This is a genomic window from Streptomyces sp. RKAG337 (assembly GCF_023701715.1).
Classification (GTDB): domain Bacteria; phylum Actinomycetota; class Actinomycetes; order Streptomycetales; family Streptomycetaceae; genus Actinacidiphila.
Genome location: NZ_JAJOZA010000001.1, coordinates 7,690,668 through 7,707,740 on the forward strand (window position 1 = coordinate 7,690,668; position 17,073 = coordinate 7,707,740).

A 17,073-nucleotide genomic window follows, 5' to 3' on the forward strand; every position below is an offset into this window, starting at 1 on the left:
AGCAATGGCAGACGGTATCGCGGACGGTTCCCGTGACGCGGACGGTTCCGGCGGCGCGGAGCGGACGGAACTGCGCATCAGCGTCACCGGTACCCACAACCGGCACCTCGACCTCGAAGCGCTCCAGGAGTGGCTGGACACGTCGTCCTCCCTCAAGGAGGCCCGTGACCGGGGCGAGTTCACCGTCGTGCGAAGAGCCTCCCGTGATCAGCGTGACTCCATGGCGGGCGAGATCCTGCAGGACATCATCCTGGTCGTGGTCGGCGAGGCCGTGCGCCCGGTCACCGAGAGCGCCTGGCGGTCCGTGCTGACCTGGGTGCGCAACCGCCGCCGGCTCGCGGACCGTCGGGAGGAGCCCCGCGTCACCCTGGACGGAGGCGACCTCGGCCCCGGCCGGGAGATCCGCCTGGACAGCGACCAGAATCCTGATACCTCCGGTGCGACCGACGAGGTGGAGGAGGCGTAGCCGCTGTGCCGCCGTACGATCCGCGCGGCCGGGGGAACGACGCTGGGGCCGGCGGAAAACGGCACCGCGCCGTACTGCTGGGCGTCGACACCTACGAGCACCTGCCTCCGCTGCTTCCCGTCGCGCGCAGTGTGCAGTTGATGCGGCAGGCGCTCACGGCCGGAGCCACCGGGGTACTGGCTCCGGATGATCTCATCGTGCCCGAGGGGCAGTTGGGCCATACCGCGTTCCGGGCCGCGCTCTCGGAGGCCAGGGATCAGGCCGAGGGGCTGCTGCTGGTCTACTTCGCGGGGCACGGCCTGGTCCGCAGCAACGGTACGGACCTGCACCTGATGGTCAGCGGCTCGCGCGTCACCCAGAACCGCGAGCACCCCTTCGTGGACGCCATCTCGTGGCAGCACGACGTCATGGGCTCGCTCATCCACGCCAAGGCCGACTGGGTCGTCGTCATCCTGGACTGCTGCTACGCGGGCAACGCCCTGCGTGACTTCACCCCGGACGGCGAACAGAACTTCGCGGTGCTCACCGCCGCCGAGGCCGGGGTGGAGATTCCCGAAGGCAGTCCGGCGGACGGCACGCCCTTCACCCGTGAACTGCACCGGCTGCTGACCGACGGCATTCCCGGGCAGCCGAAGGTCACCTTCACCGGCCTGGTGGCCGCCGTCCGGGAGGCCATGGAACCGGTCCGCGCGGTGGACGAACACCGCTGGCTCCCGGACGAGCGCCGCCGCGGTGACGATGTGGTGCTCTCCCACGCCTCGCCCGCGAACGTCCCGGTGACGGTGCCCCCGGCCACGCCGCCGCCGATTCGGCAACCGCCGCCGGCCCCGGCGCCTGCCCGGTCCGGCGGTCGGTTACGGCACCGGCTGAAGAACCGCGCGTTCACCCGTACCGCGGCCGTCGTCCTCACCGCTCTCGCCCTGGCCGCCGCGGGTGGTGTCTACGCCCTCACCTCCGGTCAGGCCGCTGTCTGCGCACCTCCGACGGAACTGCGACTGCTCGCCGACCCGGACGCGCTGCCCACCGTCCAGAAGGCCGTCGACGCGTACCTCCAGCGGCCCGGGGGCTGCCGGGCGGTCGGCATCACCGTGTACGCGGGGAAGGGCACGGACGCCGTCACGGCCTTCCGCAACTCCGCGGTCTGGCAGTCCCCGCCCGCCACGTGTCCGGCCACCGGCGATTGCCTGCGCCCGCAGCGTGACCTGGGGGCGCAGCCCGACATCTGGATTCCGGGTGCGAGCAGCAGCTGGGAGCGGGCGAAGGAGACGGGCCAACAGGCTGCCACCCTCGACCGGCTCGGCCCGGTCGCCTACTCCCCGCTGGTGCTCGCCGTCCCCGGGACCGTCTCGCTGCCGGCCGCCGACCAGACCGGCACCCCGCTCAGCGTGATCATCGGACATCTGCGCGCGCCCCAGTCCCAGGCGGCGCTGCTGCGGCCCGACCCCGAGTACACCGACGCCGCACTGCTCGGCACGGTCGCGCTGTACACATCGCTCGGCGGCTCGGGACAGTCCCCGGCGGAGATCGAGCAGGGCATGGTGCAGGCGCTGAGCCCGTCCCCCTCGACCGCCCACGACCTGATGTGCGCCTTGGCGCGGGGGGCGAACAACGCCCTGGAGGACCGGGCCGCCGTGCTGGTCCCCGAGCAGACCATGGCCCGGTTCAACCTCGGACCGGCCGACCCCGGACACCCCACGTGCACCTCCGCCACACTGTCGAAGCGGATCGCCACCTATCCCTCCGACCTGCCCATGGCCGATCTGCCGTTCATCCACGTCACGTGGAAGGGCGCCGACCGGCACGCCGACGAGCGGGCCCAGGCGGTACAGGACCTCTACACCTGGCTGACCGGGCCCGACGCCCAGAAGCTCTTCACCGGCGACGGCTACCGCGGGGTGAGTGAGGGGCATCCCGCCACCCCCGGCCCCGGATCGCTGCTCACCGACCCCGCCAACTCCCGTGCCGTCCATACCGACCTCGTGCCGTCGACGGCGCCGGACGTCTCCAGCACCGCGCTCGACACGACCTTGCAGAGCTACCGCCAGGCGCTGGGCCCCGGCCGTGTCCTGTATCTGCTCGACAGCTCCTCGTCCATGGACGGTTTCTGGACCGGGCCGGGCCGTGCCAAGGACCTGCTCACACGATCGCTGCGCTCGCTGGGGACGAAGGACGAGTACGGGATCTGGTCCGTCGTGGAGGACGGCAGCGCGCACCATCGCGAACTGCTGGCGTTCGGCACCCACGACCGGAAGGCCGCCGAAGCGAAGGTGGCGGGAGCCACGACCGTCCGCCAGGACGCCAGACCGGACCTCGCGCTGCACGAGGCACTGGCCGAACTGCGCGGCCGGGCGAAGAACGGCGACCGGCCCCAGCTGATCGTCTTCATCACGGACGACGAGGACTCGACGGGCATCCCGCCCGCCGCGTTGACGTCGCTGGTCCAGGACGCGGCGGCCGGAGCGCGCAGCCGCGTCGTCACCGTCTCGCTGCACAGCGGCGGTTGCACCGCGGTCGCGCTCAACCAGCGGATCACGGCGGCCACCGGCGGCCGCTGCCTGGACCCTGCTGTCGAACTGGCGACGGAGCTGCCGGCCGAGGTCGCTAAGACCGGGACAGGAGACGCCGAATGAGCCGGACCGGGCGGCGCGTCCTCGCCGCACTCCTTCCGCTGCTCGTCTGCGTGGCCGCCGCCTGTTCGTCCGGAGGACCGCCCGGACCGCCTCCCGACGACGACGCGGTGGGGGCGGGCGGGCCGATCGTCGTCGCCTCAGGTCTGGACGTGACCGGATCCGGCGGTGTGCGCCAGCACCTCATAGAGGAGTGGAACCGGCAGCACGCGGGATCCGCCGACCTGCAGGCCGAACTGGTCGAACTGCCGGGCGCCGCCGACCAGCAGCGCAGCCAGCTGCTCGGCGCGCTGCAGTCCGGCAGCGCCCACTACGACGTGGTGAACCTGGACATCACCTGGATACCGGAATTCGCCGCGGCCGGTCTGATCCGCGCCGTCCCCGCGACCCAGGCCGAAGACCCGGACCTCATCGGGCAGGTCGCCAAGACCGCCGACTGGAAGGGCCGTACCTACGCCAAACCCTTCAACAGCGACGTCGGACTTCTCTTCTACCGGCCCGACTACCTGCGGCAGGCCGGGGTGGACCTGTCCCCGCCGGCCCTGTCGACGTGGCAGTGGTCCACCCTCGGCGCGATCATCGAGGAGCTCGACGGCGCTCCGCCCTCCGGTCCCCGCAAGAGCGGGTACCTCGGCGGCTGGACCACCCAGCTCGCCGCGTACGAGGGGCTGACCGTCAACGTCATCGAGGCGTTCGAGTCGGTGGGTGTCCACCTCACCGACGAGGAGGGTCACTACACGGCGGACCCGCGGCAGCTCAAGGCCGGTCTCGTCGAACTCGGCGCCCGCGCTGAGCACGTGCTTCCCGCGGCCAGGTCCTCGGACGAGAGCGCCAGCCTCACCCAGTTCGGCGCCGGCCAGACGGCCTTCCTGCGCTTCTGGCCGTACGGCTACGGCTCACTGGCCGCGCTGCTGCCGCCCACCGCGTACAGCGTGACGCGCCTGCCCGGCAGTGCGGTCCTGGGCGGCCAGAACCTTGCCGTCACAGCCGACTCGCCGCGCGCGGCACACGCCCGCGCACTGATCGACTTCCTCACCTCCCCGGAAAGCGAACGCTGCCTGCTCGACGCCGGGTTCGCCGCCACCCGCGTCTCCGCCTACGACGGCAGCGCGCGCCCTTGCTGGCCGAAGGTCGCCGAGACGCTGCACCGCGCGGCGACGGCGGGCGAGGACCCGGCGCGCACCCCTTCGCCGCAGGACAGAGCCGCGTACCGGGTGACTCTGCTCCAGGCGCTGCAGGGCGCGGTCCAACGGCCCCGGACCCCGTACTACGGCGCGTTCACCCAGATCCTCCAGTCCTCCGTCCACGCCTGGCTCACCGCGGACCGCCCGGACGTCGATGCGACCGCCGCCCAGCTCGACGCCGCGCTGAGGGCCGCGCTGTCAGGCCACTGACGGCTTCGTGCCGGGGCGGACTGCTCGGTGGCTTACTCGGCGGCCGACTTGGATTCGACGCGGCCGAGCGGGTCGGGGCCGGCGGTCAGTTCGTCGCAGGCCGCCTTCCAGGCGGAGTCCCCGGGGTAGAGCACGGTGCGGAGGTAGGCCCAGGTGAGGAGTTGTACCACGGCCACCCGCTCGGGGTTCTCGTCCGTGGTCTCGGCGACGTCGTATCCGGAGATTCCGCCGAGCCCGTGTTCCGCGCCGAACAGGGTGAGCAGGGTCTTGGGGCCGGGGGAGAGGACGTACGGATCGGTGTGCCAGTCAGGGCCCAGGACCGTCAGGTGGGCAGAGGCGTCGTGGTCGCCGGCGACCACGAGCGTGGGCGTCGTCATCCCGGAGAAGTCCGTGGTCAGGAGGAAGGGGAGATTCTCGGCCATGGCCGCGACGAGGGCATCGCCGCCCCGGCCGGGCGCGGCAAGCAGTACACCGGCCTTGATCCGGGGGTCGGCCAGCTTCGCCTCCGTCCCGTCCTCCGGATCGGTGAGCCGGGCGCCCAGCAGCAGGCTCGCGGTGTGGCCGCCCATCGAGTGCCCGGCCACGGCGACCCTGCTGTGGTCCAGGCGCCCGCGGAGCTGCGGGACGGCGGCCTCGATCGCGTCGAGCCGGTCGAGGACGAGCCGCATGTCCTCGGCGCGCGATCGCCAGAACATCGGTGCGCCGGGGGTGGCGGGATCCAGGGTCAGCGCCCTGGAGCTCAGATGGGTGGGCTGGATCACGACGAAGCCGTGCGCCGCCCAGAAGTTGACGAGGGGGGCGTAGCCGTTCAGTGAGGAGAGGTGGTTCGAGTGGCCCTGGCCGTGGGAGAGGAGGATGACCGGCAGGTCGCTCCCGGTCACGGGTGCGGAGACCCGCACTTCCAGGTCCACGGCACGGCCGGGAGCCGGCAGCAGCACGGGGCTGACCGAGAGGACCGGAGTGGGTGAGCCGAGGGTGTCGGTGGGGTGAGCCGATGCATTCATGATGCGGAGGTCCCTTCGATGGCCTCTGCCGTCGATCGCTTCGGATGGCGGCGGGGGAGGCGGTCGGGAGCGTCCGGTTTCAGCTAGACTGAAAGCGGAGCGACGTTCCGATTAATATACGGAGCGCTGTTCCGCTTTGTCAACGGCGGCCGGAAGGAGAGCGTGATGCCCACGAAAAGCCCCTCAGAGGAGGTGCCCGCCGGCCCGTCCGGGGAGGTGCCGGCCCGAGGCAAGCGGGCCGACGCGCAGCGCAACCGGCAGACGCTGCTCACCGCCGCCGCCGCGGTGTTCGTCACCTCCGGCGTCGATGCGCCGATCCGTGAGATCGCCGCCAGGGCGGGCGTCGGGATGGGGACGATCTACCGCCACTTCCCGACCCGGGCGGATCTCGTCGTCGCCGTCTACCGCCACCAGGTCGAGGCATGCGCCGAGGCCGGCCCGAGCCTGCTGGCCGGTGCCGACTCCCCGCTCGTTGCACTCCGTCAGTGGGTCGACCTCTTCGTCGACTTCCTCGTCACCAAGCACGGACTCGCCAACGCTCTGCAGTCGGACAGCAGCGGCTTCGACGCGCTGCACAGCTACTTCCTCGACCGCCTGGTGCCCGTCTGCGCGCAGTTGCTCGACGCCGCGGCCGGCGCCGGCCAGATCAGGACCGGTACGCAGGCCTACGAGTTGATGCGCGGCATCGGCAACCTCTGCATCGGACGGGACAGCGACTCCCGCTACGACCCCCGCCGACTGGTGGAACTGCTCCTTGACGGACTGCAGCGACCGCAGTCGTCCTGAGGTGCCCCACACCAGGAGTGGCCGGACTGTCCGCACCGGCCGGCGGCAGCCGTCCGCCGGGTGGTCCGGCGGCAGCCGTCTGCTGTGTGGTCCGGCGGATCCGCCACGAGCGGGCTCCGCACCTCTAGAGTCGGTCCTGTGACCACATCGGCACCGTGGAACGCACACCGGCCCTCGGGCGGCCCGTCCCGCAGGCCCGCGGGCGACTCCGGCCTGGGCGGCACGGCATCAGGTGACCCCGGGTGATCAGTGATCGCATGGGGAACGTGTTGCGCCGGCTGCGCGACGACGACGGGCCCGGCGGGATCGCGCATGCCATGACGGCGGGTGCGGTCGCGCTGGGTGTGGACGGCCTCGCGGTGTCCCTGCTGATGGAGGACTCCGGTATCGAACTGGTGGCCTGCTCGGACGAGAGCGCACAGGTCTTCGAGGATCTGCAGTTCACCCTCGGGGAAGGTCCCGGCCCCGATACCGTGCGCGGCGGCATCATGGTGTGGGTGCCGGATCTGGCCGGTGTGCGCCCCGACCGCTGGCCGGCCCTGGCCATGGAGACGGCAGGCCTGGCAGCACGGGCGGTGTTCTGCTTCCCCATCGGCCTGGGCGCCATCCGTGTCGGGGTGCTGACCGCGGTGCGCCGCACTCCGGGCCCCCTGAGCCCCGGGCAGGCCGACGACGCCCTGGTCCTGGCCCGCGCCCTGACCGCCCGCTGTCTGGGCGGCGGCGAACCCCGCCGGCAGGACCCCGACGGCCGGGCTTCCCAGGATTCGTCCCACGAACTGCAGCAGGCCGTCGTGCACCAGGCCACCGGCATGATCAGCGTCCAGCTCGGTCTGTCCCTGCCGCAAGCTCTGCTGCGACTGCGGGGTCATGCTTATGGCAGTGGCAGCACCATCACCGACATTTCCCGAGAGATCGTGGCCCGGCGGTTGCGCCTGGACCCCAACACCGACGGCACTGAGCCTGCCGTCGCAGACAAGGACTGATCGCCATGCCCCGCGAACAGCAACTTTCCCGGGTGTTCGTCGAGATCGCCGATTCCCTGATCGATGATTTCGACGTCATCGACTTCCTGCAGCAGCTGTCCGTGCGGTGCATGGAACTCCTCGACGTGGCCGCCGTCGGAATCCTTCTCGCGGACGAACACGGCATCCTGCGGGTCCTCGCCGCTTCCGACGAGCGCACCCGGCTGCTGGAGTTCTTCGCCACGCAGCACGACCAGGGCCCGTGCGTGGAGTGCTTCCAGAGCGGGCAGCCCCGCACCAACATCGACCTCACCGATTCCCGGAGCACCGACGACTGGCCGCAGTTCGCCACCCAGGCCCAGGAGATCGGCTTCGTCGCCACGAACGCGCTGCCGCTGCGGCTGCGCGGGCGCATCATCGGTGCCCTGAGCCTGTTCCAGACCGATCCGAGCCCTCTGGGCTACCAGGACGTCTCCCTTGCCCAGGCCATGGCGGACATCGCGACGATCGCGATCCTGCAGCAGCGCACCTTGGCCCAGAGCGAGACCGAACGCGGCCAACTCCAATACGCGCTGACCAGCCGTATCGTCCTGGAGCAGGTCAAGGGCATCCTTGCCGAGCGCTGGCAGCTGTCCGTCGACGACGCCTTCGCCGCGTTCCGCCACTACGCCCGCGACCACAATCTGAAGCTCGCCGCCCTGGCCCGCGACATCACCGACGGCACCTTCGACACCGACACCATCCCCCATGGCGCCGCCGGCACCACGCCGTGAAGCGCGATCACGCCGTGACGCCGGGGCCGGGGCCGAACCGTCACGTCGTGGTGACGGGGGCGCGCAGCGTCGCGTTCGCGACGGTCCGCAGGTGGCGCAGTGCCTGGCGGTACGAGTCCACGGCGCCGCACTGGAGGTAGTCGATGCCGTGCCGCACACAGAACTCCCGTACCAGCGGCTGCACCCGGGCGAGGTTGGGCCTGGGCATGCTGGGAAACAGGTGGTGCTCGATCTGGTAGTTCAGCCCGCCGAGGACCCAGTCGGTGACCCGGCCGCCGCGGATGTTGCGCGAGGTCAGGACCTGTCGGCGAAGGTAGTCCGAACTGCCCGACTCCGGCATCGGCATGCCTTTGTGGTTCGGAGCGAACGCGCACCCCAGATAGAGCCCGAACAGACCCTGCTGCACGACCACGAACACCAAGGCCTTGACGGGCGGCAGAACGAGCAGGACCACGGCCAGGAATCCCGCGGCGTGGAGCAGCAGCAACCCCAACTCCAGGTTGCTGTGCCGGGTCCGCCGCCGCAGCAGCGCTCCCACGCTCAGGGCGTGCAGATTGGCGCTCTCCAGCAGGAGCAGCGGGAAGAACAGCCACACCTGCCAGCGGGCCAGCAGCCTCGCTGGACCCCGCAGTACGCGGGCCTCCTGCGGGGTGAACACGATGGCGCCCGCGGCGACGTCGGGGTCGCGTCCGGGTTCGTTCGGATGCGCGTGGTGGAGATTGTGCTTGCTCACCCACCAGCCGTAACTGAATCCGATGAGCAGGTTGGCGTGCACGAGCCCGACGACCGCGTTCGCCGGTCGGCGGCGAAAGATCTGCTGGTGCCCGGCATCGTGGGCGACAAAGCCGAGCTGGGCGAAGACCGCGGCCAGGTACGCCGCGGTGCCCAGCTGCCACCATGAGTCGCCGATGAGCACGAACGCGGCGATCCCGGCGGCGAGCAGCGCCGCCGTCACACCGATTTTGACGTAGTAGTACGCGGCCCGACGCTCCAGCAGTCCGGCGCCCCGTACTTGCCTCATGAGTTCCGCGTAGTCGCTTCCCTGGGATCGGATCGCGGGCGCGACCCCGAGCTCGGTCATGACTCTCTCCTCGCCACGGACGACATCAGCGAGACGGATCGCAAGACCGGCAGGGTCTGGACTGACCGAGCATTCAGGCAGGCTGACTGACAGGTCCTCCCAGTATGCGCGCCCGCCCGGTCGGTGAACCGGGCGACTCTGTCACAACGCCGCGGATTTCCCGGCGGGAGGCTTACCGCCTTCGCGCCCGCCGCGGCACCGGAAGGTCACCCCTCATGCGGGCGGCCGCGCACCGCACCATTGACGATCATGAGGTGATGGGCGGACCACGGGCCGTGGCAGGTGTCGCACACGGTCTTGCGCCACCCTCGCGGTGCGTCTTCACGGGTCCGGACGCGGCCGGGAGCGCCGCAGAACTCACAGGTGCGCATCGACTCGGCTTCCGCGGCAGCGATCAGAGCGCGCAGGGCATCGCTGTCATCGCCCACCGACTCCACATGAACGTGCAGGCCGCCGAACGTCTCCCCGAGGTCAACGAGACGGTATCCGGGGGCCAGCGCGCGGAGTTGCCGGTGCAGACGGTCCAGCGACTCCTGCCAGCCAGGCCCCACCGTGTCGGCCCGTTCAGGGATCTGTACCGGCCGCGGAACGGGCGCCGTGCTGTGGTCGGGCATCGCACCATCGTCGCGCACTCGGCCCCCTCGCGGAACGGTGCGCGCAGTGCGCCGGCGTCGACAAGGACCGGCTCCGGGTGGCGGGTGGAAGGCGAAGCCCGGGCCGCCGGGAGGACGCGTCACGGGATCAGGGCGTTAGACGTGCCTGATCCCGTGCGGGCTGGCGTCCTGGTCGCGGCGGCCCGGGGGTCGTGGGGGAGCGGTCAGTTGTTGTCGCCGGCCCCGTAGCCCTTGTTGTCATCGGTGTCGTGGTGACCGCTGATGTTCGCGCAGGTGTTGCCGAACACCGGGTTGAGGATCCCGATGACGTCGACGGTGTTGCCGCACACGTTGACCGGCACGTGGACGGGCACCTGGAGGAGGTTGCCGGACAGGACGCCGGGCGAGCCGACCGCTGCGCCGTGGGCTCCGGCGTCGGCGGCGGCCATACCGGCACCGGCGGCCAGGACGGCTCCTGCGGCGGCGGTGATGGCGGCTGCCTGGGCAATACGGGACATCGAAGTCTCCTTGGAGGGGTTGAGTCCGCCGTAGGGATCACGGCGTTGACCCCACCAACGGGACTGCTCCGCGGCAGGTCACGGGTGTTCCACCAAACGGACGCGCCGACGGCCGACCGGCAGTCCGCACCGCGCGCCGGGGACGCCGGCCGGAGGGGCCGTCCGGGTGAATGCGGTTCCGCGGTGGGGGTGCCGTCCGTGTCCCGGAGCCGTACGCCGTCGTTGCCCGGGTGCGACATCGAGGTCCGGTCGGGCCTGGCGGATCGCCTTTCTTCTGCCAGGTCCGACCGCATCAACTCGCGGCACGGGCCGTGTCTTCACGCTCCGGCGGTGCCTGCCTTCGACCCGCGGCCATGATCCGGCCGGGTGCGGGGCTCCGAATGGCGGAATGTGCACCTATCGGCTGAGATGGGACCAACAGTGTGTCGTCTGTGACACACGGTGACCTTCGGGAAAGAGCCCGGCCTCGAAGGTTCGGCAAAGAAAGTCGCGTCATGACATCTGATCTGAGCTCCATTCAGCACGACCACAGCCACATAGGTCCGGGGGATGAGCCCAGGCTCACCCTTCTCCGGGCGGTCGCCACCGCCCGCCCCCTGGACGAGGTCGCCTCCCTGGTGGCCCTGCTCAACCAGACCGGTGAGTCGCCGCGCCCGGGGGACGAGGCGTTGCGCATGGCCGCGGTGTCCCGCCCCGTGGACGAGGTCCTCCAGCTGGTCACCCTGCTGAAGAAACCTCCTCACACGATCGCCGACGCCGATACGGCGTTGCTCGCGGCGGCGATGGGCCGGCCCATCGAGGAAGTCGCCGAACTGGTGGCCGTCTTCGGCCCGGACAAGGACAACAGACCCGGCGAGGAGAACGTCCCGGGGGAGGAGAACGTCCCGGGGGAGGACGGCGGCCCCGCCAGGGATGACGGCCCGGGTGAGGGCGAGCCGCCGCGGACGGGGACCGCCGTCGGCGCATCGGCGACCGCCAACCTGAGGGCCGCAGGTGCCGCAAGTGCCGAAAGCGCCGCCGTCCCGCGCGGCGTGCAGGCCGGCAGCCGGGGAGCCCCGGTGGCCACCGTCGGGTCCTCCGGAGACGTTTCGCCGGAGCGTTCGGTGTCGTCGTCCCTGCGATCCCCGCTGCGCTGGCCCGCCGCCGTGGCGCTGCTGATGATCGGCGCGGTCCACCTGCCGACCGACATGGCCGGCCTCCGCTCGGGTGGACCGGCAGCGGTCGCGTCCACGGTCATCGCCGTCTTCTGCCTGGCGCTGGCGTACCTGCTGGCCGTGCGGGACACGGTGTGGATCTGGGCGGGCGGCGCGGCGGCCGCCGTCGGCACCGTGGCGGTGCACTCCGTCGCCGCGGGAAGCAACTCCGTGCATCTGCTCAGGGACAGCCTGGGCAACCTGTTCGGCGGCGCGGCCGCCCTCGCGGTGGCCTGTGGGGTCATCGCGGCCGTTCTCGCGGGAGCGGTGCTGATGCGCCGGCAGAAGCCGCGAACGGTCGCCGACGATTCCTGACGGTGTTCCGGCTCCAGCCGGCCGGCTCCGTGCCTCAGCAAGGCCCCAGGGCCCCGAAACCTGTGCGGTTTCGGGGCCCTGGGGGTACTGCCTGACGTGAGGGTCAGTCGTTGGCGACGCCGTTGCCGGACAGCACCGGGATCTGGTCCAGGACGTGCGACACCGGCTCGTCGCCCTTGATCTGCGAGGAGTTCTCGGCGCACTGCTGGTTCTGCGGGGAGGACAGGACGTTGATGTCCTGCACCGTGATCGGGACGGCGCCGACGAGGGAACCGACGTTCGCCTTGAGGGGCAGACCGACGCACGGCTTGTTCAGCGTTCCCTGGACGAGGCCGACCTGCGGGCTCAGGGTGCCGCCGGTGTGGGTGTTGCCGTACGACTGCTCGGCACCGTTGCCGTTGGTGGTGGAGGCGCCGCCGTCGTTGCCGATGGCCATGGCCGGGGAGACGAACGCAGCGGAGACGCCGACGACGGAGACGGCCACCGCGGCCGTGCCGAGAAACTTCTTGAGCATTTGCGATCCTTTGGAGGTGGTGCGGGCGGCACAGGGAAGAACATGCTGCTCAACTACTGATCGCGGGTGTGGTTCCGTCGTTTCACCCGAACGGTGGCGCCGCCATCTGATGGCCAGGTCACCCAAGTCCTGACGAGATCACGCGGGGGCACCTTGCAGGCGGATTCCGAGGCGTGTACGCCCGGCCGGCCGCCCTGGTTCCGGGCCGCGGATGTCGTGCCGTGCGAGCGCCCCCATCGTTTGAGCACCGGCCGGCCGAGGAGAATCCCGATGGTCACCAGGGCAAGTCCGCAGAGCTGTTTGACGGTGAGTGCCTCCCCGGCGATCACGGTGCCGAGCAGTACGCCCGTCACCGGGTTCAGGAGGCCCACCAGGCCCACCGTGGCGGCGGGCAGGTGGCGCAGGCCGGCGAACCAGGCGGCGAAGGCCAGTGCGGTCGCCACGACGGTGACGTAGCCGAAGCCGAGGACGGCCGCCCCGTCGAGGTGCGGCGGCGCTCCCTCGACGGCTGCGGCGAGCGGGAACAGCAGCAGGCCGCCGGCGATGAGCTGCCAGGACGTCGAGGCGAGCACCTCGACCTCGGCGCTCCAGCGCTTGGCGAGGATGTAGCCGCAGGAAGACATGAGCATGGCGGCGATGGAGGCACCGACGCCGAGAAGATCGATCGAGGTGGCTCCGGTGAACAGCATGAGGTAGACGCCGCCGATTCCGACCCCCGCGCCGATCAGGTGTGCGGGACGTGGCCGCTCGGCGATCAGTCCCCAGGCGATGAGCATCATGACCATCGGCGAGGTCGCCATGACGGAGGAGGCGACGCTGGTGGGGAGTCGCTGCGCCGCGATGTAGATCAGGGCGAAGAACCCGCCCATGTTGAGGGTGCCGAGGACCAGGGACTTCCACCACCACGACCCGTGCGGTCGTACCCGGCAGGCCGCCAGGAGGAGCAGTCCGGCCGGCAGCGCCCGGAAAACCGCGCCGTACAGGGGCTCGCCGGCGGGCAGGAATGCGCGGGTGACGTAGTAGTTCGTACCCCACGCGACCGGCGCTATCGCCGTGATCAGGGTCCACCGCAGATTACCTTCCATGGAAGCCATTATATCTTCCTTGGAAGGTATAATGAAGTCATGTCACCACCGCTCGACCACGTCGCCCGCATCCAGGCCGAGTGGGCCCGCGAACGTCCCGACGTCGATGTGGCCCCCCAGGCGGTGATCGGGCGACTGCATCGCCTCGCCGCGCTGCTCACCGAGGAGCTGTGCACCGTCTATCGGCGCTACGGGCTGAGCGAGGGGGAGTTCGACGTCCTCGCCGCACTGCGCCGCGCGGGAGGTCCGTGCGAACGGGCCCCTGGGGAACTGGCCGCGCACACCATGGTGACCACGGGCGCGATGACCAAGCGGATCGACCGCCTCGAACGTGAAGGGCTGGTCACCCGCCGCCGCGCCGCGAGTGACGGCCGTGGGCGCGTGGTCGCTCTCACCCCCGCGGGGCGGGAGCTGATCGACGCCGCGTTCACCGAGCACATGGGCAATGAGCGACGCCTCATGGACCGCCTCACCCCGCAGGAGGCGGCAGGCCTGGAGGAGCTCCTCACCGCGTGGCTCTCCCGTGTCGAGCCACCGCTCAGCTCGTGAAGATCCAAACGAGCTCCGGGCAGCGTCTGCCCAGGTGTTGCCCATCCGCCTAAGGTATTGATCATGTTCAAGTCAGGGGTGGGTTCGAAAGCCCCGTCGGTGAGGATGGGAACGGTGGCGCAGGCGTCCCGTTCAGCCGCGATGCGCACGTCGCCGGCGAAGTCGCCCTTCCTTCGCTGGATCGGCGCGGAGCCACACTAATGACAGCGATCATTGGTTATAGAATCGCCTCGTGAACAGTGAGGATGAAGTGTTCGAGGCGGTGGGTGTCCTGGCGGACCCGGTGCGCCGTGGTCTGTATCGGCACGTGGCGGCGACACCGGGCGCGGTCGGCCGCGACGCGGCGGCCGCGGCGGCCGGCATCTCCCGCTCGCTCGCCGCGTTCCACCTGGACAAACTGGTCGAGGCCGGTCTGTTGGCCGTCACCTATCAGCGCCTGTCGGGGCGCAGCGGACCGGGGGCGGGGCGGCCGGCGAAGTTGTACCTGCGGGCGCCGGGCGAGCGGGCGGTGTCGCTGCCGCCCCGCTCCTACGATGCCGTCGGGCGGCTGCTCGCGAACGTCGTCGACAGTGCGGGACTCGACCGGGAACTGCAGTCGGCGGCCCGGGCGGCCGGCGCTGCCGAGGGTGCGGAACTGGGCGGCGAAGCCGATCCGGTCGATCCGGTCGCGGCACTGCGGGCACGTGGCTATGAGCCGTACGGGGACGGGGCGACGGTCCGGCTGAACAACTGCCCGTTCCACTCGCTGGCCGACGAGTTCCCGGCGCTCGTCTGCGGGATGAACCTGGCCTTCATCGAGGGCCTGCTTCCCGGGTGCGCTGGGGGCGGGGACTGGACGGCGGCCATGGACCCGCCCCCTGAGGGGTGTTGTGTCACTCTTTCTAAAACTAATGATGCTTGACGATAGAAGCCGGGTCCGGTCATGCTGACACCATGACCACCTTTCACCTGGCCCAGGTCAACATCGGACGCATCCTCGGCCCGCTCGACGGCCCCGTACTGGCCGACTTCGTCGCTCAGTTGCCCGAGATCAACGCCCTGGCGGACGGGGCTCCCGGTTTTGTCTGGCGCATGGTCGACGACGACGGCGAGGACTCGACGAGCCTGCGGCCCGACGGGGAGGACGACCTGCTCCTGATCAACTGCTCGGTCTGGGAATCGGTCCGAGCGCTGAGGGAGTTCACGTACCGCAGTGAGCATCTGAAGGTGCTCAGCCGCCGGCGGGAGTGGTTCGCGAGGATGTCGGAGCATCATCAGGCGCTGTGGTGGGTGCCTGTCGGTCATCGCCCGACGACCGCCGAGGCCATGGAACGCATTGCCCTGCTGCGTGAACACGGCGACGGGCCCCTCGCGTTCACGTTCCGCAACCCCCAACCCGCTCCGGTCTCAGCGGTCCTGCCCGCTTAGGCCCGCGAACGGCTCGGTCCCGGCACGACCCCGCCGCGGATTCGCGTACGGGTCGCTTCGGGTAGGCGCGATGTCGATGGCTCGCAGCCCTGGCGGTCACCCAACTCGGGGACGGCGGCGCGCGTCCTGGACCGGCGGCCGGGCCCACGGTCACTCGCCCGAGGTCACAGCCTTGAGTTCGTCGAGCGACTCCCGTAGGTAGTGCGCCAGGGTGCGTTGGCCGCTGTCGGCCACCCAGCGCTCGAAGCCGACCTTGAAGACGGCGATGCCCGCCTCCGCGGTGAGGCTCGCGGCCGGGTCCTTGACGCCGCGTCGGCGCAGGGTGTCGGCGAGCGCGGCGGACAGCGATGCGAGCTTGATCAACTCGCGCTCGCGCAGCTCCGCGTTGGCCATGATGACGGCTTGGCGCTGCTGGGCGAACTCATGGCGCTCCAGGAAGAAGGCGGCGACGGTCTCGAGCGTCGAAGCCATCGCGTCGATCGGCGCGGCCGTGGCGGGGGTGTCGGCCAGGGTGTCGACGAAGGCCTGCTCCAGTGTGTGCGCACCCCCGAACAGCACCTCGCGCTTGTCGGCGTAGTGCCGGAAGAACGTCCGCTCGGTGAGTCCGGCGCGTTCGGCGATCTGCGCGGCGGTGGTCTGCTCGAACCCGTGCTCGCTGTAGAGCTCCAGCGCCGCCTGTTCCAGTCGTCCGCGTGCGTTCGGTTCCCATCGGCCCATATCGGAGATCTTACGTGATGACAGTGACTGACATCGAGTGCTACGGTTGATGTCAGTCGCTGACATCGGCTCGATCGCCGCACATTCCGTGTCCCGGTACCGCGCGGCGAGGACGGTCGACCTACCCGGAGGTTCTCCTCATGCGTGTGTTCATCACCGGCGCGTCCGGCTGGATCGGTTCAGCCGTGGTTCCGGAACTCCTCGGCGCGGGCCACCAGGTCGTCGGGCTCGCCCGCTCGGACGCCTCGGCCGCCGCCCTCACCGCGGCCGGCGCCGAGGTGCGGCGCGGCACGCTCGACGATCTCGACACCCTGCGCAGTGCGGCCGCCGACTCCGACGGCGTGATCCACCTGGCCTTCAAGCACGACATCGCGTTCAGCGGCGGCTTCGAGGCCGCCGCCGACGCGGACCGGCGGGCCATCGACACCTTCGGCGAGGCGCTCGCCGGATCCGACCGCCCGTTCCTCATCGCCTCCGGGACGCTCGGGCTGGCGCCGGGTCAGGTGGCCACCGAGCAGGACGGGCAGCCGTCCGCCCCGCTCGGCGCCCACTGGACCGGCGGCCTGGCCAAGCGGTTGGCCAACGCGCACGCGACGGCCGCCCTCGCGGAGCGCGGCGTCCGCTCGTCGATCGTCCGGCTTCCCCCGACCGTGCACGGCGACGGGGACCACGGCTTCCTCGCCACCGTGGTCGCCATCGCCCGTGAGAAGGGCGTCTCCGGCTACATCGGCGACGGCGCCAACCGCTGGCCCGCCGTGCACCGATCCGATGCCGCCCACCTCTTCCGTCTGGCGCTGGAGAGCGCTCCGGTCGGCTCCACGCTGCACGCGGTCGCGGACGAGGGCGTGCTGATCCGTTCGGTCGCCGAGGTCATCGGACGGCACCTCGCCGTGCCCGTGGCGTCGATCAATCCCGATGACGCGGCAGGGCACTTCACCTGGCTGGCCCCTTTCCTCGGCATGGACAGCCCCACCTCCAGCGCGCACACCCGCGAACTGCTGGGGTGGCAGCCGACGCAGCCCGGGCTCATAGACGACCTCGACAAGGGCCACTACTTCGCCACCCCCTCCTCCTGACCATCCCCGCCCC

18 protein-coding genes are annotated in these 17,073 nt (G+C 70.8%); 11 read left to right on the top strand and 7 right to left on the bottom strand.

The features are described 5' to 3' along the window. Positions 1–4: 4 nt before the first annotated feature. The 3 genes from LNW73_RS34145 to LNW73_RS34155 are packed head-to-tail and all read left to right on the top strand — an operon-like array spanning position 5 to position 4,487. Positions 5–466 carry a hypothetical protein gene (locus tag LNW73_RS34145; RefSeq protein ID WP_250973811.1) on the top strand — a complete coding sequence of 154 codons (462 nt, stop codon included), beginning with the start codon at positions 5–7 and terminating at the stop codon, positions 464–466. 5 nt (positions 467–471) lie between these two features. Then, positions 472–3,096, top strand: coding sequence for a substrate-binding domain-containing protein (locus LNW73_RS34150; protein ID WP_250992689.1), 2,625 nt, complete (start codon positions 472–474; stop codon positions 3,094–3,096). Further along, complete coding sequence (locus LNW73_RS34155) at positions 3,093–4,487, top strand: extracellular solute-binding protein (protein ID WP_250992690.1); 1,395 nt, start codon at positions 3,093–3,095, stop codon at positions 4,485–4,487. The genes LNW73_RS34150 and LNW73_RS34155 overlap by 4 nt, the downstream gene beginning before the upstream one ends. 32 nt (positions 4,488–4,519) lie before the next feature. Here LNW73_RS34155 and LNW73_RS34160 read toward each other — a convergent pair whose 3' ends face one another. Continuing rightward, positions 4,520–5,491 (bottom strand): alpha/beta hydrolase family protein, encoded by a 972-nt coding sequence (locus LNW73_RS34160; RefSeq protein ID WP_250992691.1) that lies wholly within the window; start codon positions 5,489–5,491, stop codon positions 4,520–4,522. Positions 5,492–5,656: 165 nt separating this feature from the next. Here LNW73_RS34160 and LNW73_RS34165 point away from each other — a divergent pair, with 165 nt between their 5' ends. The 3 genes from LNW73_RS34165 to LNW73_RS34175 all read left to right on the top strand — a co-directional run bounded on the left by LNW73_RS34165 (position 5,657) and on the right by LNW73_RS34175 (position 8,012). After that, complete coding sequence (locus tag LNW73_RS34165; RefSeq protein ID WP_250992692.1) at positions 5,657–6,277, top strand: TetR/AcrR family transcriptional regulator; 621 nt, start codon at positions 5,657–5,659, stop codon at positions 6,275–6,277. Between the two features lie 257 nt (positions 6,278–6,534). Continuing rightward, positions 6,535–7,260: a GAF and ANTAR domain-containing protein gene (locus LNW73_RS34170; RefSeq protein WP_250992693.1), complete on the top strand. Its 726-nt coding sequence runs from the start codon at positions 6,535–6,537 to the stop codon at positions 7,258–7,260. A 5-nt stretch (positions 7,261–7,265) separates the two neighbouring features. Then, positions 7,266–8,012: a GAF and ANTAR domain-containing protein gene (locus tag LNW73_RS34175; protein WP_250992694.1), complete on the top strand. Its 747-nt coding sequence runs from the start codon at positions 7,266–7,268 to the stop codon at positions 8,010–8,012. A 40-nt stretch (positions 8,013–8,052) separates the two neighbouring features. On the opposite strand, the gene LNW73_RS34180 is transcribed toward LNW73_RS34175, so the two are convergent. The 3 genes from LNW73_RS34180 to LNW73_RS34190 all read right to left on the bottom strand — a co-directional run bounded on the left by LNW73_RS34180 (position 8,053) and on the right by LNW73_RS34190 (position 10,204). Continuing rightward, entirely contained in the window at positions 8,053–9,093 is a 1,041-nt protein-coding gene (locus tag LNW73_RS34180; protein ID WP_250992695.1) for a fatty acid desaturase family protein, read from the bottom strand. A 206-nt stretch (positions 9,094–9,299) separates the two neighbouring features. Continuing rightward, positions 9,300–9,707, bottom strand: coding sequence for a hypothetical protein (locus LNW73_RS34185; protein WP_250992696.1), 408 nt, complete (start codon positions 9,705–9,707; stop codon positions 9,300–9,302). Between the two features lie 203 nt (positions 9,708–9,910). After that, positions 9,911–10,204, bottom strand: coding sequence for a chaplin (locus LNW73_RS34190; RefSeq protein WP_250992697.1), 294 nt, complete (start codon positions 10,202–10,204; stop codon positions 9,911–9,913). Between the two features lie 494 nt (positions 10,205–10,698). Here LNW73_RS34190 and LNW73_RS34195 point away from each other — a divergent pair, with 494 nt between their 5' ends. Continuing rightward, complete coding sequence (locus LNW73_RS34195; protein WP_250992698.1) at positions 10,699–11,712, top strand: hypothetical protein; 1,014 nt, start codon at positions 10,699–10,701, stop codon at positions 11,710–11,712. Between the two features lie 103 nt (positions 11,713–11,815). Here the strand turns inward: LNW73_RS34195 and LNW73_RS34200 are convergent, their stop codons facing one another. Continuing rightward, a complete protein-coding gene (locus LNW73_RS34200; RefSeq protein WP_250973800.1) occupies positions 11,816–12,226 on the bottom strand; it encodes a rodlin in 411 nt (136 codons plus the stop codon). Between the two features lie 53 nt (positions 12,227–12,279). Further along, complete coding sequence (locus LNW73_RS34205; protein ID WP_250992699.1) at positions 12,280–13,311, bottom strand: DMT family transporter; 1,032 nt, start codon at positions 13,309–13,311, stop codon at positions 12,280–12,282. Between the two features lie 39 nt (positions 13,312–13,350). On the opposite strand from LNW73_RS34205, the gene LNW73_RS34210 reads away from it, so the two are divergent. The 3 genes from LNW73_RS34210 to LNW73_RS34220 all read left to right on the top strand — a co-directional run bounded on the left by LNW73_RS34210 (position 13,351) and on the right by LNW73_RS34220 (position 15,267). Next, positions 13,351–13,860: a MarR family winged helix-turn-helix transcriptional regulator gene (locus LNW73_RS34210; protein ID WP_250992700.1), complete on the top strand. Its 510-nt coding sequence runs from the start codon at positions 13,351–13,353 to the stop codon at positions 13,858–13,860. A gap of 232 nt (positions 13,861–14,092) precedes the next feature. Next, entirely contained in the window at positions 14,093–14,761 is a 669-nt protein-coding gene (locus tag LNW73_RS34215; protein WP_250992701.1) for a helix-turn-helix transcriptional regulator, read from the top strand. 32 nt (positions 14,762–14,793) lie between these two features. After that, the gene (locus LNW73_RS34220; protein WP_250992702.1) at positions 14,794–15,267 is read left to right on the top strand and encodes a DUF3291 domain-containing protein; all 474 of its coding nucleotides are present in this window, start codon (positions 14,794–14,796) and stop codon (positions 15,265–15,267) included. A gap of 150 nt (positions 15,268–15,417) precedes the next feature. On the opposite strand, the gene LNW73_RS34225 is transcribed toward LNW73_RS34220, so the two are convergent. After that, positions 15,418–15,984 (bottom strand): TetR/AcrR family transcriptional regulator, encoded by a 567-nt coding sequence (locus LNW73_RS34225; RefSeq protein ID WP_250992703.1) that lies wholly within the window; start codon positions 15,982–15,984, stop codon positions 15,418–15,420. Positions 15,985–16,124: 140 nt separating this feature from the next. On the opposite strand from LNW73_RS34225, the gene LNW73_RS34230 reads away from it, so the two are divergent. Then, positions 16,125–17,060 (top strand): SDR family oxidoreductase, encoded by a 936-nt coding sequence (locus LNW73_RS34230; protein WP_250992704.1) that lies wholly within the window; start codon positions 16,125–16,127, stop codon positions 17,058–17,060. Positions 17,061–17,073: the final 13 nt, after the last annotated feature.

Coding starts and splice junctions, on each gene's coding strand:
- LNW73_RS34145 (WP_250973811.1), top strand. CDS start 5: ATGGCAGACGGTATCGCGGACGGTTCCCGTGACGCGGACGGTTCCGGC.
- LNW73_RS34155 (WP_250992690.1), top strand. CDS start 3,093: ATGAGCCGGACCGGGCGGCGCGTCCTCGCCGCACTCCTTCCGCTGCTC.
- LNW73_RS34160 (WP_250992691.1), bottom strand. CDS start 5,491: ATGAATGCATCGGCTCACCCCACCGACACCCTCGGCTCACCCACTCCG.
- LNW73_RS34165 (WP_250992692.1), top strand. CDS start 5,657: ATGCCCACGAAAAGCCCCTCAGAGGAGGTGCCCGCCGGCCCGTCCGGG.
- LNW73_RS34170 (WP_250992693.1), top strand. CDS start 6,535: ATGGGGAACGTGTTGCGCCGGCTGCGCGACGACGACGGGCCCGGCGGG.
- LNW73_RS34175 (WP_250992694.1), top strand. CDS start 7,266: ATGCCCCGCGAACAGCAACTTTCCCGGGTGTTCGTCGAGATCGCCGAT.
- LNW73_RS34180 (WP_250992695.1), bottom strand. CDS start 9,093: ATGACCGAGCTCGGGGTCGCGCCCGCGATCCGATCCCAGGGAAGCGAC.
- LNW73_RS34185 (WP_250992696.1), bottom strand. CDS start 9,707: ATGCCCGACCACAGCACGGCGCCCGTTCCGCGGCCGGTACAGATCCCT.
- LNW73_RS34190 (WP_250992697.1), bottom strand. CDS start 10,204: ATGTCCCGTATTGCCCAGGCAGCCGCCATCACCGCCGCCGCAGGAGCC.
- LNW73_RS34195 (WP_250992698.1), top strand. CDS start 10,699: ATGACATCTGATCTGAGCTCCATTCAGCACGACCACAGCCACATAGGT.
- LNW73_RS34200 (WP_250973800.1), bottom strand. CDS start 12,226: ATGCTCAAGAAGTTTCTCGGCACGGCCGCGGTGGCCGTCTCCGTCGTC.
- LNW73_RS34205 (WP_250992699.1), bottom strand. CDS start 13,311: ATGGAAGGTAATCTGCGGTGGACCCTGATCACGGCGATAGCGCCGGTC.
- LNW73_RS34210 (WP_250992700.1), top strand. CDS start 13,351: ATGTCACCACCGCTCGACCACGTCGCCCGCATCCAGGCCGAGTGGGCC.
- LNW73_RS34220 (WP_250992702.1), top strand. CDS start 14,794: ATGACCACCTTTCACCTGGCCCAGGTCAACATCGGACGCATCCTCGGC.
- LNW73_RS34225 (WP_250992703.1), bottom strand. CDS start 15,984: ATGGGCCGATGGGAACCGAACGCACGCGGACGACTGGAACAGGCGGCG.
- LNW73_RS34230 (WP_250992704.1), top strand. CDS start 16,125: ATGCGTGTGTTCATCACCGGCGCGTCCGGCTGGATCGGTTCAGCCGTG.